The sequence below is a fragment of the Lihuaxuella thermophila genome (assembly GCF_900110165.1).
Lineage (GTDB): Bacteria > Bacillota > Bacilli > Thermoactinomycetales > Thermoactinomycetaceae > Lihuaxuella > Lihuaxuella thermophila.
Map to the genome: position 1 here is coordinate 1 of NZ_FOCQ01000010.1, position 15,636 is coordinate 15,636.

At 50.1% G+C, this 15,636-nt stretch carries 8 protein-coding genes, 21 tRNA genes and 1 rRNA gene; 28 read left to right on the forward strand and 2 right to left on the reverse strand.

The annotated features are described in order from the left end of the window. From rrf to BMW55_RS11915, 22 genes are all read left to right on the forward strand, one after another. Window positions 1-93: ribosomal RNA gene (rrf, locus tag BMW55_RS11810) — 5S ribosomal RNA — on the forward strand; the annotation flags it as partial. 611 nt (window positions 94-704) lie between these two features. Continuing rightward, window positions 705-779 (forward strand) — tRNA-Asn (locus BMW55_RS11815). Window position 780: 1 nt separating this feature from the next. Beyond that, window positions 781-856, forward strand: a tRNA-Thr gene (locus tag BMW55_RS11820). Window positions 857-861: 5 nt separating this feature from the next. Further along, a tRNA-Glu gene (locus tag BMW55_RS11825) sits at window positions 862-938 on the forward strand. A gap of 34 nt (window positions 939-972) precedes the next feature. Next, window positions 973-1,048: transfer RNA gene (locus BMW55_RS11830), tRNA-Val, on the forward strand. 3 nt (window positions 1,049-1,051) lie between these two features. After that, window positions 1,052-1,137 (forward strand) — tRNA-Tyr (locus BMW55_RS11835). 10 nt (window positions 1,138-1,147) lie between these two features. Beyond that, window positions 1,148-1,222 (forward strand) — tRNA-Gln (locus BMW55_RS11840). A gap of 8 nt (window positions 1,223-1,230) precedes the next feature. Then, window positions 1,231-1,306: transfer RNA gene (locus tag BMW55_RS11845), tRNA-Lys, on the forward strand. An 11-nt stretch (window positions 1,307-1,317) separates the two neighbouring features. Next, window positions 1,318-1,392, forward strand: a tRNA-Gly gene (locus BMW55_RS11850). Between the two features lie 65 nt (window positions 1,393-1,457). Beyond that, window positions 1,458-1,534, forward strand: a tRNA-Glu gene (locus BMW55_RS11855). A 35-nt stretch (window positions 1,535-1,569) separates the two neighbouring features. Beyond that, window positions 1,570-1,645, forward strand: a tRNA-Val gene (locus BMW55_RS11860). A gap of 5 nt (window positions 1,646-1,650) precedes the next feature. Continuing rightward, window positions 1,651-1,736 (forward strand) — tRNA-Tyr (locus tag BMW55_RS11865). A gap of 10 nt (window positions 1,737-1,746) precedes the next feature. After that, window positions 1,747-1,821: transfer RNA gene (locus tag BMW55_RS11870), tRNA-Gln, on the forward strand. 9 nt (window positions 1,822-1,830) lie between these two features. After that, window positions 1,831-1,906, forward strand: a tRNA-Lys gene (locus BMW55_RS11875). Between the two features lie 10 nt (window positions 1,907-1,916). Beyond that, a tRNA-Gly gene (locus BMW55_RS11880) sits at window positions 1,917-1,991 on the forward strand. A gap of 5 nt (window positions 1,992-1,996) precedes the next feature. Beyond that, window positions 1,997-2,070 (forward strand) — tRNA-Gly (locus BMW55_RS11885). Window positions 2,071-2,077: 7 nt separating this feature from the next. Further along, window positions 2,078-2,152: transfer RNA gene (locus BMW55_RS11890), tRNA-Asn, on the forward strand. Window position 2,153: 1 nt separating this feature from the next. Next, window positions 2,154-2,229 (forward strand) — tRNA-Thr (locus tag BMW55_RS11895). 5 nt (window positions 2,230-2,234) lie between these two features. Beyond that, window positions 2,235-2,311 (forward strand) — tRNA-Glu (locus tag BMW55_RS11900). A 73-nt stretch (window positions 2,312-2,384) separates the two neighbouring features. Further along, window positions 2,385-2,461: transfer RNA gene (locus BMW55_RS11905), tRNA-Asp, on the forward strand. A 28-nt stretch (window positions 2,462-2,489) separates the two neighbouring features. Continuing rightward, window positions 2,490-2,565 (forward strand) — tRNA-Lys (locus BMW55_RS11910). 10 nt (window positions 2,566-2,575) lie between these two features. Then, window positions 2,576-2,650 (forward strand) — tRNA-Gly (locus BMW55_RS11915). 586 nt (window positions 2,651-3,236) lie between these two features. On the opposite strand, the gene BMW55_RS11920 is transcribed toward BMW55_RS11915, so the two are convergent. Continuing rightward, window positions 3,237-4,250, reverse strand: a complete 1,014-nt coding sequence (locus BMW55_RS11920; RefSeq protein WP_089969468.1) for an amidase family protein — start codon at window positions 4,248-4,250, stop codon at window positions 3,237-3,239. Next, complete coding sequence (locus tag BMW55_RS19835; RefSeq protein WP_089969471.1) at window positions 4,225-4,731, reverse strand: amidase family protein; 507 nt, start codon at window positions 4,729-4,731, stop codon at window positions 4,225-4,227. Before BMW55_RS19835 ends, BMW55_RS11920 begins: the two co-directional genes overlap by 26 nt. Before the next feature lie 217 nt (window positions 4,732-4,948). On the opposite strand from BMW55_RS19835, the gene rocF reads away from it, so the two are divergent. The 6 genes from rocF to glmS all read left to right on the forward strand — a co-directional run bounded on the left by rocF (window position 4,949) and on the right by glmS (window position 15,509). Next, entirely contained in the window at window positions 4,949-5,851 is a 903-nt protein-coding gene (rocF, locus tag BMW55_RS11930; protein ID WP_089969474.1) for an arginase, read from the forward strand. A gap of 495 nt (window positions 5,852-6,346) precedes the next feature. Next, window positions 6,347-9,133, forward strand: coding sequence for a phosphoenolpyruvate carboxylase (ppc, locus tag BMW55_RS11935; protein ID WP_089969477.1), 2,787 nt, complete (start codon window positions 6,347-6,349; stop codon window positions 9,131-9,133). A gap of 343 nt (window positions 9,134-9,476) precedes the next feature. Continuing rightward, complete coding sequence (gene cdaA / locus BMW55_RS11940; protein ID WP_089969480.1) at window positions 9,477-10,319, forward strand: diadenylate cyclase CdaA; 843 nt, start codon at window positions 9,477-9,479, stop codon at window positions 10,317-10,319. Continuing rightward, window positions 10,312-11,517, forward strand: coding sequence for a CdaR family protein (locus tag BMW55_RS11945; protein WP_089969483.1), 1,206 nt, complete (start codon window positions 10,312-10,314; stop codon window positions 11,515-11,517). Before cdaA ends, BMW55_RS11945 begins: the two co-directional genes overlap by 8 nt. Window positions 11,518-11,629: 112 nt before the next feature. Continuing rightward, window positions 11,630-12,970, forward strand: a complete 1,341-nt coding sequence (gene glmM, locus BMW55_RS11950; RefSeq protein WP_089969776.1) for a phosphoglucosamine mutase — start codon at window positions 11,630-11,632, stop codon at window positions 12,968-12,970. A gap of 712 nt (window positions 12,971-13,682) precedes the next feature. Further along, complete coding sequence (glmS, locus tag BMW55_RS11955) at window positions 13,683-15,509, forward strand: glutamine--fructose-6-phosphate transaminase (isomerizing) (protein WP_089969486.1); 1,827 nt, start codon at window positions 13,683-13,685, stop codon at window positions 15,507-15,509. Window positions 15,510-15,636: the final 127 nt, after the last annotated feature.

The following is a 15,636-nucleotide window of genomic DNA, read 5'->3' on the forward strand; positions in this document are numbered from 1 at the left end:
ATCCACTCGTTCCCATCCCGAACACGACCGTTAAGCCCTCCAGCGCCGATGGTACTTGGGGATGACCCCCGGGAGAGTAGGACGTTGCCAGGCGAGCATCTAACCGCCCGTCCCTGAACGGGTGGTTTTTGTTTCGGCAAAAATCGCGGGAGATCATGGTTGATGAGCATCTTAATCATTATTGTGTGAACTGCGTGCGGTTTTATGTAAACCGCTACTCATTGGTACAGATGTTTCTGCCGGTTATCCGATGGCATGTTTATTACCTGTGATCATTTAGTTTGGCAGCATTTTTGCTCCCAAAATGCCTCAAGAGGCTGCAGATCCGCTCTTATTGTCGTCTACAGTTGTTGAAATGCCGTCGAGTTTGCTCATGATTCTTTCCAAGGATTCGTCAATGATACCATGTGATTGATGAGAAAATGATCACGGCTTAACGTGAAACCGGGTTACACAAGCTTTGTAACAAGATTTTTGTATGAGATGAAATTTGACTCTGCCTGCCAGAAGTATTTATCCCAGTGAATTTTGGATAAACATACCAATAAAAAATAGTTGATTTTCGCATAGTATCGTGGTATATTGATAGACGTCGCTGGTAAACAGCAAAGCAATGGATTGGAAATAAATCTGATCCAATAAAAAAAGGTTGACATTCGCCTTTCAAAAATATATAATGTAAATTGTCTTCTTGATTAAAATATTCCTCAGTAGCTCAATGGTAGAGCGCCCGGCTGTTAACCGGTAGGTTGCAGGTTCGAGTCCTGCCTGAGGAGCCATGCTTCCTTAGCTCAGTCGGTAGAGCGCTTCCATGGTAAGGAAGAGGTCACCAGTTCGAGTCTGGTAGGAAGCTCCAGATTTGGCCCGTTGGTGAAGCGGTTTAACACACCAGCCTTTCACGCTGGCATGCAGGGGTTCGAATCCCCTACGGGTCACCAAGAACAGGCCGGATGATCATCTGGCCTTTGATTTGGACGGTTAGCTCAGCTGGGAGAGCATCTGCCTTACAAGCAGAGGGTCGGCGGTTCGATCCCGTCACCGTCCACCATGCGGAGGGATACCAAAGTGGCCAAATGGGGCGGACTGTAAATCCGCTGGCATTCGCCTTCGTAGGTTCGAATCCTACTCCCTCCACCATTTTAACCGCTGGGGAGTAGCCAAGCGGTAAGGCAGCGGACTTTGACTCCGCGATGCGTAGGTTCGATCCCTACCTCCCCAGCCATTGAACATGAGCCATTAGCTCAGTTGGTAGAGCACCTGACTTTTAATCAGGGTGTCGAAGGTTCGAGTCCTTCATGGCTCACCATTTGAAACGGTGCGGAAGTGGCTCAGGGGTAGAGCATCGCCTTGCCAAGGCGAGGGTCGCGGGTTCGAATCCCGTCTTCCGCTCCAACATTCCTTCATAATAGATGAAGGTTTTTTTATGCCTCACTGACCAAATGGGTTTTAAATGTTATGGCCCGTTGGTGAAGCGGTTTAACACACCAGCCTTTCACGCTGGCATGCAGGGGTTCGAATCCCCTACGGGTCACCAAAGAACAGGCCGGATGATCATCTGGCCTTTGACTTGGACGGTTAGCTCAGCTGGGAGAGCATCTGCCTTACAAGCAGAGGGTCGGCGGTTCGATCCCGTCACCGTCCACCAGTTGCGGAGGGATACCAAAGTGGCCAAATGGGGCGGACTGTAAATCCGCTGGCATTCGCCTTCGTAGGTTCGAATCCTACTCCCTCCACCATTTTAACCGCTGGGGAGTAGCCAAGCGGTAAGGCAGCGGACTTTGACTCCGCGATGCGTAGGTTCGATCCCTACCTCCCCAGCCATTGAAACATGAGCCATTAGCTCAGTTGGTAGAGCACCTGACTTTTAATCAGGGTGTCGAAGGTTCGAGTCCTTCATGGCTCACCATTTGAAAAATGCGGAAGTGGCTCAGGGGTAGAGCATCGCCTTGCCAAGGCGAGGGTCGCGGGTTCGAATCCCGTCTTCCGCTCCATCTTTGCGGGTGTAGTTCAGTGGTAGAACATCGGCCTTCCAAGCCGAATGCGAGGGTTCGATTCCCTTCACCCGCTCCATGAATATTCCTCAGTAGCTCAATGGTAGAGCGCCCGGCTGTTAACCGGTAGGTTGCAGGTTCGAGTCCTGCCTGAGGAGCCATGCTTCCTTAGCTCAGTCGGTAGAGCGCTTCCATGGTAAGGAAGAGGTCACCAGTTCGAGCCTGGTAGGAAGCTCCAGATTTGGCCCGTTGGTGAAGCGGTTTAACACACCAGCCTTTCACGCTGGCATGCAGGGGTTCGAATCCCCTACGGGTCACCAAAGAACAGGCCGGATAATCATCTGGCCTTTTCATATGGACGGTACGGTCACCAGGACCCCGTCCACTTAATGCGGAGCTGTGGTGTAGAGGCCTAACATGCCTGCCTGTCACGCAGGAGATCGCGGGTTCGAATCCCGTCAGCTCCGCCATTTTATTTCTCAGTATTTGAGAATTCGCGAGCCATTAGCTCAGTTGGTAGAGCACCTGACTTTTAATCAGGGTGTCGAAGGTTCGAGTCCTTCATGGCTCACCATTTGAAAAATGCGGAAGTGGCTCAGGGGTAGAGCATCGCCTTGCCAAGGCGAGGGTCGCGGGTTCGAATCCCGTCTTCCGCTCCAAATCGATGGTTGTTGTCAACTCGTGTCGGGGATGTTGGGTTCAGTCCCGAAATGAGTGCAACCTTTATTCCTTCGCAAGCCGCCAAAATGAAGTTGGTGGCTTTTTTATATTAAACGGATTTGTAAATGTGAACGATAGCCATCGAAATGACGGGCTTTCATTTGGTCGAATCGGCCTGCATCGTATTCTCTCTGCAAGAAGGCACGGTCCGTAAATTGGCATCGTTCTTTTCGAGACTTTTTGCTCGAATGTAGTTTGAAGTGTTCCGCTTAAATGACTGCTATTAAGTTGCCCGCGGGGGGAACCTGTACATTGCCTACTTTCATCGTACCCCATTGAAAGGGCAGAATTCCTGCTCGAACATGCCTTTTGCATTTGTAAAAAACCAGCCTGCAGTGTTGACAGACAGGTTGGTTTTTTTGATGGTTGCATTCACTTGTTTCCACACTCAAAGTGATCCTAACGGTCGGTGCAATGCTAAAGTGAATCGGATGGCAACGTCATTGGACCCGTACTCTATTTTCCGATTAGAGTTTATCGTGAATAAGGAAATGGCCCCCTGATTTGTTCTTACTGTCAATCGGATCAAACAGGTGTGTTTCTCGCACGGGTCTTTTGTTCAAAAGCATAAGCAAATTGAAGCAGCTTGGCTTCCGATAACGGAGGACCGACAAACGTGACTTGATCAAATTCTGCTCCTTTTTCTTTCCATTTGCTAAAAGGCACCGTTACAGCAGGCAAGGAGGCGTACGCGCATAGCAACGGGTGATTGCCTAAAATGGCGTCAAACTTTTGCTGTTCGAATAACGGGGCGATCACTCTTCGGTGAGCGAGCTGGCGCAGTTCTTGGGCCGTTTTTTTATATTCAATTTCCGATAAAGGGCACAGATTTGATTTGATCAGGATATCTTGTCCGTACGGTACTCGTTTGTCCGGATCCTTCTTGTTGAAGCGGATCAAATCGGATAAATCATCGATTCCGAGAGCAGGGTGATTTGTTTTGAGGTAGTGGTTCATATCCCGGCGAAATTCATAGAGCAACACGTCGAGAAAAACTTGAAAACTCACTTCCGGGATGGTGAAATCGACAAGCTCAGTCCTGGCTCCGGCTTCTTGTAAGAGTGACAGAATGGCTCGGCCGGTAGGGTGCCTGCGAAAATAGAGAGGCGCGGCCAGCTTGGCGCCTTGAAGGCTTTCCAGATGAAGATTGGCCGCATAGTCGGTGTAGTTAGGCCTGGAACTGATGGTAAGCGGATCATTTTCATCAGGTTGTGCCATGATATTCATCAGGAGAGCGGCATCGGAAACGGTTTTTGTCATGGGACCCGGGGTATCATAAGAACCGGCGAGCGGGATGATTCCCGAACGGCTGAGCAGGCCGACGGTCGGTTTCAATCCGACAATCTGATTGGCGATGGAGGGGCTGATAATCGAACCGCATGTTTCCGTTCCAATGGCAACAGGAGCCAGATCCAGTGCCACCCCTGCCGCCGATCCGGAACTGGAACCACTTACATCCAGAGTTCCCGGCCCGTGGGGATTGAGGGTTTGACCGCCCAGTGCCGAGAACCCGTCAGGTAATTTCGAAAGAGATAAAATTGCCTAATTCAGACAGGTTTGCTTTTGCCAGGATAATGGCCCCGGCATCCCTGAGCTTTTCCACGATGAAAGCATCTTGCCGGGCGAAGTTCTCCTTGAAAGCAATCGTTCCGGCTGTGGTGGCCATTTCGTCTCGGGTATGAATATTGTCTTTTACAAGAACAGGGATCCCGTGCAGCGGACCGGCATGGTTGACTGATTTTCGGCTCGCATCCAATTTTTTTGCTTCAGCAACTGCATGAGGGTTGACGGAGATGACCATGCGCATTTTTGCATTCCATCGCTTGATTCGGAGCAGATAAAGAGCGGTTATCTCAGTTATCGTGATTTGCCCTGTATCCAGGAAACCGCTCAATTGGCGGATATCGGCGTTTACAATCATCCATTCTTTGTCGCGTAGTGCGTCGGAGTTCCAATCTTTGAGCTGATGGTCGATGATTTTGTCGATCTCATCCGGCTGAACCCAAGGAGTTCTTGTCATCTGGCGGTTCCTTTAACAAATTCTTTCATGGAAACATATATTTTTAAAGCTTTTCTGGTTGGCGATGAAATCAAAATTGGTTAGATCTTCCGACTTTATACTCCCAATTGAATAATTATACCAGGAAACCCCTTTCATAACCATAACATTTTTGTTGGTAAACTAATTTCTATGTTAAAATGTAAGCGCTGAATCCGCAGGTAAAGGAGATTAAACGATGGAGAAAAAGCCGATAACGATCATTGGAATGCCTATGGATTTGGGACAGGGGCGACGCGGGGTCGATATGGGGCCGAGTGCGATCCGCTACGCTTCCGCGCAACGTCTGTTGGAGCAATTGGGATATGAAGTGGAGGATATCGGTGACCTTCCGGTGCCCAGCCCTGAATCGATACAGATCGGAGAACCAAAACTCAAATATCTGTCAGCAATCAGACAAGTATGCGAGCACCTGGCGGATACGGTTTCCAGTGTCGTGGAGAGAAAACGTTTTCCTCTCGTATTTGGCGGAGACCACAGCATGTCGATCGGGACCATTGCCGGGGTGTCCAGGCATTATGAAAATCTGGGGCTCATCTGGTTTGATGCTCACGGTGACTTAAATACGGGAGAAACATCGCCATCGGGGAACATTCACGGAATGTCCCTGGCCGTCAGCTTGGGAACGGGCCACACGGACCTCGTTCGAATTGGCGGCTATTTTCCGAAGGTTCGCCCCGAACATACCGTGATTATCGGTGCGAGAGAACTGGATCCGGGCGAAAGAACACTGATTAAAGAAATGGGAATTAAAGTTTTCACCATGCATGAAATTGACCGGATCGGTATGGCCCGTGTGATGGAAGAGGCGATCAGCATTGTCAGCAGGGGAACCGATGGGGTACATCTAAGTTTGGATTTGGACGGACTGGATCCCAAAGATGCGCCGGGAGTAGGCACGCCCGTTCCAGGGGGAATCACTTACCGGGAAAGCCACCTGGCCATGGAGATGCTTGCAGAAGCCGGAATCATCACATCTGCAGAGTTCGTGGAAGTCAATCCGATTCTGGATCGGGAAAATCAAACGGCCAAAGTGGCTGTCGCTCTGATTGGTTCCGTATTTGGTATGAAAATCTTATAACAGACGGCCGATTGCCCTGATACAAGTCCGATCTCATGGGACTTCCCGTGTTCACATATAGAGTGCAAAAAATAGCGTAGCCTGCTGAGGGTTACGCTATTTTTTATACGTTTGGTTTTCCATTGCTGTTGAGGAGGGTGTTCAATCTCCCTTTCAAGAAACGCCAGCGGTCTTGGATTCTTGTTACAGGTAAAAATTTATAAAAAATCTATTGTTGGTTAAAGTGTACCACTATGGCATAATAAAGAAAAGATTAAAAAATGAATGTTTATGCAAAGGTAAAGTTTTTCTATTTTGAATAGCGCCAATTGATCGAAAGAATCGCCTGGAACCAGCGGAACAGAGTGGTGATTTTGGCCAAATGCTTTAGCCGGAGCGGAAACGGGGACTGTCGAAACGAGACCGGCCTGACAAAGAATCCGGCTGAATTGGAAATAAACTTCCATTTATATGGAAAAGGGCCGCACATATGGTGATGAAAAGAGGTGTCAACAGATGAGACAGCAGGAGTTCATGCCATCTTCGAAAGATATTCCGTTGCGCCGGGATGTTCGATTTCTGGGGCATATTTTGGGTGATGTTCTCGTGATGCAAGGGGGCCTGGAGCTTCTGAATCACGTGGAAAAAATCCGCGAGCTGACCAAACAGCTTCGTGCGTCGTTCCAACCGGAAGTGCTGGAGCGCTGCAAAGAGGAGATTCATCAGCTTACCCCCGAAATGCGCCGGGATGTGATCCGCGCCTTCGCCATTTACTTTCAGCTGGTCAATATCGCAGAACAAAATCACCGCGTGCGAAGACACCGCCATTATCGCCGTTCGGAAACCGGGGAGATCCAGCCCCACTCGATAGAGAGCGCCGTCCGGCAGTTAAAGGAAAAGGGCTTAACCGCTGATGAAGTAGAAGAGATCCTGCATTTCCTTTCATTGGAGCTGGTCATCACGGCCCACCCGACAGAAGCGGTCAGGCGGACTGTGCTGGATATTCACCATCGGATCGCTGAAGAGATGATGCGCCTCGATCATCCGTATATTACCGACAGCGAACGGGAAGAGATCAGGCAAAAATTGATTGGCGAAGTATGTACCCTCTGGCAGAGCGATGAGTTGCGCCTGCGCAAACCGACAGTGATTGATGAAGTGCGTAACGGCCTGTACTATGTGGATGAAACGCTTTTCGATGTTCTTCCCCAAGTTCATAAAGAGCTGGAGAGATGTCTGGAAGAGTACTATCCCGAACGCAAGTGGCATGTTCCTTCATTCTTGCGCTTCGGTTCCTGGATCGGGGGAGACCGGGACGGAAATCCATCCGTCACACCCGAAGTGACATGGCAAACATTGTCCATGCAACGGGCGCTGGTGATCCAAAAATATGAAGAATCGATCAAGCAACTGATAAAAAAGCTCAGCTACTCTACAAGAAAGATTCAGATAACGGAAGAACTGGCTGAATCCATCCGCCACGATGAATTAACCGTCCACTTGGGGGATGTGGGTGAAGGAAAATGGCGAAACGAACATGAGCCCTATCGCCGTAAATGCATGTATATGCTCGCCCGCCTCAAACATACACGCACGGGTCAAAAAGAATTGGGTGTTTATGAAAATGCCGGTCAGCTGCTGGAAGATTTAAAGCACATTCAAAAAAGCTTGCGGACTCACCATGCGGAAGTACTGGCAAACAATGATATCGCCAGGTTGGTCCGCCAGGTGGAGCTGTTTGGCTTTCACTTGTTAACCCTGGATATTCGCCAGCACAGCGCCGAACATGAAAAAGCATTGACGGAAATTTTGTCTGTGCTCGGAATCGAGCCGCATTATGACCAACTTTCCGAATCGGAAAAGATTGAGTTGCTCACGGAGCTGTTGCAAGATCCCCGGCCGTTGACGTCGTCTTTTTTGGAATACTCGCCGGAAACCAGACAATGCCTGGATTTATTCCGCACCATCGCCAGAGCAAAAGAAGAGTTCGGAGAAGATTCCATCCGCAACTATCTCATCAGTATGACGCAAGGAACCAGCGATCTGCTTGAAGTGGTGCTTCTGGCCAAGGAAGTCGGCCTGTACAGGCAGTGCGGCGAACAAAAAACTTCCCGCCTGCACGTGGTCCCCCTGTTGGAGACGATCGATGATCTTCACCGCGCTGGACAGATCATGGAAGCCTATTTTCAGCATCCTTGCTTCGTGCCTGACAAGCGGGAAGGTCATCCCATTCAGGAAATCATGCTGGGCTATTCGGACAGCAATAAGGACGGCGGGATGATCAGTGCGAACTGGGAGTTGTACAGGGCACAACTTCTGCTATCCCGCTTAGCGCGCAAATACGGGCTGGAGGCGAAATTTTTCCACGGAAGGGGAGGAGCGCTTGGCAGAGGGGGCGGCCCGCTCAACCGAAGCATTATGGCCAATCCCGTATCAGCGGTCCTGGGCGGCGTGAAAATAACGGAACAAGGAGAAGTGCTCTCTTCACGGTATGCTTTAAAACCGATCGCTCAGCGCAGTCTTGAACAGGCCACTTCGGCTCTCCTGATCTCAGCCGCCATGGCATTTAAAGGCGAAAAACATGAGCTGAATCAGGATTGGTTGCGGGCGATCGAAGAGATTTCCGGCTATGCGCTGGAAAAGTATCAAAGCTTGGTTTTTGGAGATGCTGACTTCCTCTCCTTTTTCCAGGAGGCGACTCCGCTTCCTGAAGTGGGAGAGTTAAAAATAGGATCTCGTCCTTCCAGGCGGAAAAACAGCCAGCGCTTTGAGGATTTACGGGCGATTCCCTGGGTGTTTGCCTGGACACAAACCCGTTATCTCTTCCCTGCCTGGTATGCGGCTGGAACCGGCTTCTCCAAGTATGTCCACAAAAATCCGGCAGAGAGGCTGTCCATGCTCAAAGAGATGTATCAACATTGGCCGTTTTTCCGGTCGCTGATCGACAATCTGCAGATGGCATTGGCCAAAGCGGACCTGGTGATCGCCAGGGAGTATACTTCACTGGTCAAGGACAAGACAGCGGGTGAACGGATTTTTAACATCATTGCGGAAGAGTTTCGCCTGACCTGCTCGCAGGTGCTCTCGATTACCGGTCAACAGGGACTGCTGGATCATGTGCCGGTCATTCAGGAATCGATTCGCTTGCGAAACCCATACGTTGACCCGCTCAGCTTCATCCAGGTTTATCTGCTGTCAGAAAGGCGCAAACAAAGCGAAACCGGAACTTCCGAAGACCCCGTGCTGGAGGAAGTGTTGCTTACGATCAACGGAATCGCTGCCGGAATGCGGAACACGGGTTAATAAAATCAGAGACCCATCTGAAGCGTGGATCACTTGCCGACAATAGGAACCATCAGTCAAACTCGGTTAACATTTGTTTTCCGTTATTGAAAGGGCCGTCCCACAGCATCCGCTGGAAACTCACATTGCCCGTATTTGAAAAGACCTCTGTATTCAGGACTTCTTCCTGTCTGGAAGAAGTCTTGTTTTTTACAACTTTCTTTGTATGTTTATTCCAAAAATAGCCTTAGCATTTCTTTTTTTTACTATTTATCGCATAATGTAGAGAAAAAAGGGTTGAAGAATCCGGACGAGCTTTTTGGTAGCATAATAAAGGAATGGAATGAATCTTTGGAGGCACCCGATGCAATCGTTGGATGGAATCACAAGCTATGTGAACGACATTGTCGATATATTGATTGTCAGTTACATCATTTATCAACTGCTGATCCTTCTGCGCGGAACAAGGGCGGTTCAACTGTTAAAGGGTATTACTGTGCTGATCGCCATCTGGTTGATCAGCAATGTGTTTCACTTGTCCACCTTGCAATGGTTGATTGAGAATCTGTTTTCGGTTGGTGTGATTGCGGTCATCATCATTTTTCAGCCGGAACTCAGGCGGGCATTGGAACAATTGGGAAGAGGGGGCTTTTTCGGCCGAAACCGACAGGCGGAAGATCAAATCGCCGCCAAAATGGTGGGTGAAGTCACCAAAGCGGCGATCCACTTTGCCAAAAAGAGGATCGGGGCGCTGATCGTGATCGAACGCCAGACTGGCTTGTCTGATTATATAGAAACAGGGGTCGTGCTGGAAGCCAAGCTCAGCTCAGAGCTCTTGAAAAATATTTTTTTACCAAACGGACCGCTTCACGACGGAGCTGTCATTGTGCGAAATGAACAAATCATGGCTGCCGGCTGTTATCTGCCACTTTCGGAAAATCCGTTCATCAGCAAGGAGCTGGGCACCCGTCATCGGGCGGGAATTGGAATGAGCGAACTCTCCGATGCGGTGGTGCTCATCGTTTCAGAGGAGACCGGGCAAATATCGCTGGCCATCCAGGGGAATTTGGAAAGAGGCCTGAATGAGGAAACATTGGTTTCACGCTTATACCAGGAACTGAAGCCTCCGGAAAAAAACATCCATTCTTTCAAGTTTTACAAAGAAAAATTTTACCGGGAGAAGGAGGGAAAACAGTCGGATGAATAAATGGCTGGAAAACGACGTCGTCTTAAGATTGATCTCGGTAGGCGTCGCTATTATGCTGTGGCTGGGAGTGACGGACGCATCGGTCTTTTACGCGTCTGATGATTCATACAGCACGCGCATCCGTGATGTCTCCGTAGAAGCCGTTTACGACAAGGACCGTTTTGAACTCGTGCAAAATCCCGGTAAAGTTGAACTCACTTTGTATGGAGATAAGTTTACTCTGGATCGGCTTCCCTCCACCTATCGCATTTATGTGGATCTCCGAAAGCTGGGAGCCGGGACCCATCGCGTTCCTGTCCATGTCGAGGGGTTGCCGGCTGGAGTGAAGGAAAAAGTAAGTCCGTCTACACTGAAAGTGGAACTGGAATCGAAGCTGCAGAGAGAAATGCCTGTCCAGGTTGACTTGATCGGAAAATTGCCCGAAGGAGCGACAGCTGAGAAACCGATCGTCAATCCGGAAAAAGTGTTGGTTCGCGGATCAGAATCGAAGCTGGATCAGGTCTCGGCCGTGAAAGCGATCGTACCTCTCAGTGAAACGGCAAAATCTGTCAACAAATTGATCAAGTTACAAGCATTTGGGGAAAACGGCCCGATCAATGAAGTGGATGTATATCCGGAAACAGTCAGAGTAGAAATAGCGATCAACAGCCCGAACAAAAAAGTACCGTTCCATATAGAGATCGGTAAAGGTCCGCCCTCCGGCTATGCCGTTGAAAGCATCCAGCCATCCATTGATCAACTGACTGTTTACGGGCCCCGTTCCTATATCGACTCACTCCAGTATTACCCTGGACCTTCGCTCAATCTGTCCAACATTACAAAGGATGTGACCATCCAGGTTCCCATTCCCGTTCGTGACGAGGCGACAAAAGTGGAGCCCCAAGAAGTAGAAATCTATGTTAAAATGGTTCGTGCTGAGACTAAAAACATTGGAGAGGTTCCGCTTCAGTTGACGGGAATTGCGGAAGGGATGACTGCCAAAATTCTTTCACCAGAGGGTGGAAATGTAAATATCATTCTTTCAGGGGCGCCCAATAACCTGGGCCAAGTAAGCACGGGCGATATTAAAGCATATGTCGATGTTTCCAATTTGCCCGCGGGAAAACATGAGGTCCCCATCCAATTTACATTGCCTCCCTATATCCAAGTCCATGGACAGTTACATTTAACGGCAGAGGTTCAATTAAGCCCGTCTTGAGGATGCAGGAAATTGTCCGGGCCGAAAAATTTAAAAAATGAGAGGTGAAACCCTGCTGCTGATGGAAAAATCCCTGAGCGGGATCTTCTGTTCTCTAGGCAGCAGAAGATGTATGGGAAGATATTTTGGAACAGACGGAGTAAGAGGAGTAGCCAATACTGAGCTGACGCCGGAGTTGGCGTTCCGCTTGGGGCGCGCGGGAGCTTATGTGCTGACCAGGGAGAAAAAACGCCCCAAAGTGGTGGTGGGCCGGGATACCCGTTTGTCCGGCGAAATGCTGGAAGCAGCCCTCGTTGCCGGTATGCTTTCCATCGGCTGTGACGTGATCCGGTTGGGCATCGTCACCACTCCCGGCGTCGCATTCCTGACCCGCCATTTGGCTGCCGATGCAGGGGTGATGATCTCTGCGTCCCACAATCCGTTCCAAGATAACGGAATCAAATTTTTTGGTGCGGATGGCTATAAATTGTCGGATGAGACAGAATTGGAGATTGAGGAACTGCTGGAAAAAGAGGAAGATGAATTGCCGCGCCCGCAAGGGGAGGGCCTGGGGCTTGTCACGAACAATCACGAAGCGGTCCGCGCTTACCTCGATCATTTAAAATCAACCATCGATACGGATCTCTGCGGCATGCATATCGTAGTCGACTGTGCAAATGGTGCCGCATTTGAGCTGGCTCCCCTTCTGCTTCGCGATCTCGGGGCAGATGTAACGGCCATCAATATCCATCCCGATGGAAGGAATATCAATGTGGAGTGCGGATCAACCCACCCCAAACGATTACAGGAAGAAGTGCTGAAAAAGCAGGCCCATCTCGGACTCGCTTTTGACGGGGATGCAGACCGCTTGATCGCCGTGGATGAAAAAGGGGAACTGATCGACGGAGACCAGATCATGTTTATCTGCGGTGAATATCTCAAAGAAAAAGGTCTTTTGCAGAAAGACACGATCGTTACCACCGTCATGAGCAATCTCGGCTTTTTCAAGGCGACTGATGAGGCGGGAATTTCCACGGAAAAAACCAAAGTGGGCGACCGTTACGTCATGGAAAAAATGCGTGCGGGCGGCTATAATCTCGGTGGTGAGCAATCGGGCCATATCATATTCCTTGATCACAATACCACCGGGGATGGAATGCTCACGGCGGTTCAACTGCTCCGTGTCGTGAAGGAAAAAGGACTCACATTGCACAGCTTGGGGAAAAAGGTGGCCAAATACCCCCAACTGCTTGTCAATGTGCGGGTCAAATCAAAAGAAGGCTGGGACCGGAACGAAGCGATTCGGGCCAGCATCGAAGAAGTGGAAAAACTGTTGGGTAGCGACGGCCGGGTATTGGTTCGTCCTTCGGGTACGGAACCGCTCATCCGTGTCATGGCGGAAGGCCCCGATAAAGAGATGTTAAAGAAATATGTGGATCAGATCTCGGAAGAAGTGCGCAAACAATTAGGTTGAAACGACAAAGGAACGTTTTCCGGATGAGCCTTTCCGTACCTTGTCAACGGCGGGAAATCGGAAGCGTTCCTTTTGTTGTTCACGATATCGAAATGAACAATTTTGACAACGGTCTTTACATTTCGATCATTTTTGCATAGCATAGAAACATGGGTCTTCTGGTATACCATGCAAGGGAGGTGAGGAAAGGAAAAAGCAGGGGGCATGTTCACTGTTTGTCGTAAAGCGCCAGGACTGCAAGGGACGGATTCTTGCAGTTGACGAGGTGGAGGAGTATCGAACCGGATCGGCGGATACCTCCCGGCTTCGCGTCAAAGCCGAGGAGCCATGGTACAAACCGGCAGGGTGACTTGCTGAACAAAGACCGTGGCATGACGCGTTCAAGTTTCGGAAAAAGTAAGAGAGAAATTGAAGAAAACAAGCGGGTTCTGCAAAGTGACTGCCTCGGGACATCCCGAGCGTTGCCGTAGAGAAAAACCTGCCACTCAGATCGGTCACTACCGGCTCGCACAACCCAGAGAAAAAGGTTGGACGGGGAGACGCGCGGCCGGAATTCCTTTGAGGCCGGTCTGACAAAGGGCCCGAACGGTGAAGGGCGAAAGCGGATCAACGTGTGAAGGGATTGATCCGCTTTACCGGCCGGAAGAGGGAACGTCTGCCCACTTGTACAGAAAAAGATCATGGTATGAAACCTTAGGGGGTAATTAAATATATGTGCGGAATCGTTGGTTACATTGGGACAAAAGAGGCCCAGGGGATCTTGCTGGAAGGATTAAGCAAGTTGGAGTACCGGGGGTATGATTCTGCAGGTCTTGCGGTTTACAACGGAGAAACCATCGGTGTGAGAAAAGCCAAAGGACGTTTGTCCAACCTGGAAGACAAGCTGGCCGTTCATTCCCTGCCGGGTCAATTGGGAATCGGCCATACCCGCTGGGCGACCCACGGAAAGCCATCCGACGAAAACTCGCATCCCCATGTGGACAACGCGGGACGTTTTGCAGTGGTTCACAACGGGATCATCGAAAACTATCTGGAACTGAAAGAAGAGCTGATCGCAAGCGGACACCAATTTACTTCGGAAACGGACACAGAAGTGATTGCCAAGCTGTTGGCTGAACTGTGGAACGGCGATCTGGTGTCCACTGTGCAGCAAGTGGTCTCGCGGCTGGAGGGAGCCTATGCGCTCGGCATTATCAGCGAGTACGAACCGGATAAATTGGTTGCCGTGCGTCTCGCCAGCCCGCTCGTCGTCGGTGTCGGTGAAGGTGAAAACTTTGTCGCATCCGATATTCCGGCGATTTTAAAACATACGCGCAACGTGTACATTCTCGAAGATGGGGAAATGGCGGTCCTGACGGCTGACAAGGTTACCCTGATGAAAGTGGACGGAACTCCGGTACAGCGCGAAACGATGCGCGTCAACTGGGATATTGCCACTGCGGAAAAAGGCGGCTATGACCACTTCATGCTAAAAGAGATCCACGAACAGCCCAAAGCGATCCGCGATACGCTGGCCAGCCGCACCAAAAACGGCTTGGTCGATTTATCGAAAGAGATTTCCCTCTCTAAAGAGGAGATTCAAAACATCGAGAAAATCCACTTTGTCGCTTGCGGAACGGCTTATCATGCCGGCATGGTCGGGAAATATGTATTCGAGGAGCTTGCCCGCATCCCGGTAGAATGCGACGTGGCTTCCGAATATCGTTATCGCAATCCGATTATCACCGAACGGACCCTTGTGATTGTGGTCAGCCAATCCGGGGAAACCGCAGACACTCTTGCTGCCCTGCGTGAAGCCAAAAAGCAGGGAGCCCGTGTCGTAGCGATCACCAATGTGGTCGGCAGCAGCGTGGCCCGTGAAGCAGACGATGTGATCATCACTTGGGCAGGACCCGAAATTGCGGTTGCTTCCACCAAAGCCTACACCTCGCAGTTGATCGCCATCTATCTCCTGGGAGTCTATTTTGCCCAAGTACGCGGGCACAAATCTGCAGCCGAGCTCCAGGAGATCGTGACACACCTGCAGGAGCTCCCGGGCAAAGCGGAACAGGTGCTCAAACTGGAAAAATCAATTGAATCCTTTGCACGTTCCATCGCCAAACATCAAAATCTGTTCTTCCTTGGCCGCGGCCTTGATTTTGCCGTAGCGCTCGAAGGCTCTCTCAAGTTGAAAGAGATTTCCTACATCCATTCGGAAGCCTACGCTGCCGGAGAGCTGAAGCACGGCACCCTCGCGCTGATCGAGGAAAACATTCCGGTCATTTCGCTGGCAACGCAAAAATCGGTCTATGACAAAATGGTGAGCAACATTCAAGAAGTGAAGGCACGCGGTGCTCATATTCTGGGTCTTGCGGTCGAAGGCGACACTGAACTGAGAAAATCCGTTGATGAAGTGATCCGCATTCCCGCCACCATCGATCTGCTGACACCGGTGCTGGCTGTCATCCCATTGCAATTGATCGCTTACTACGCTTGCGTAGAGCGTGGATACGATGTGGATAAACCGCGGAACCTGGCGAAGAGTGTGACTGTGGAATAAAGAAGAAACCGGTGACGAACAAGGTTGTTACTGAACTTCCAGTAACAACCTTTTCCTTTATGCACATGTCTGCCAATGGGATCAAGGATTGTAAATAATTTCAATTAATCTACAAACCCCTTGATAT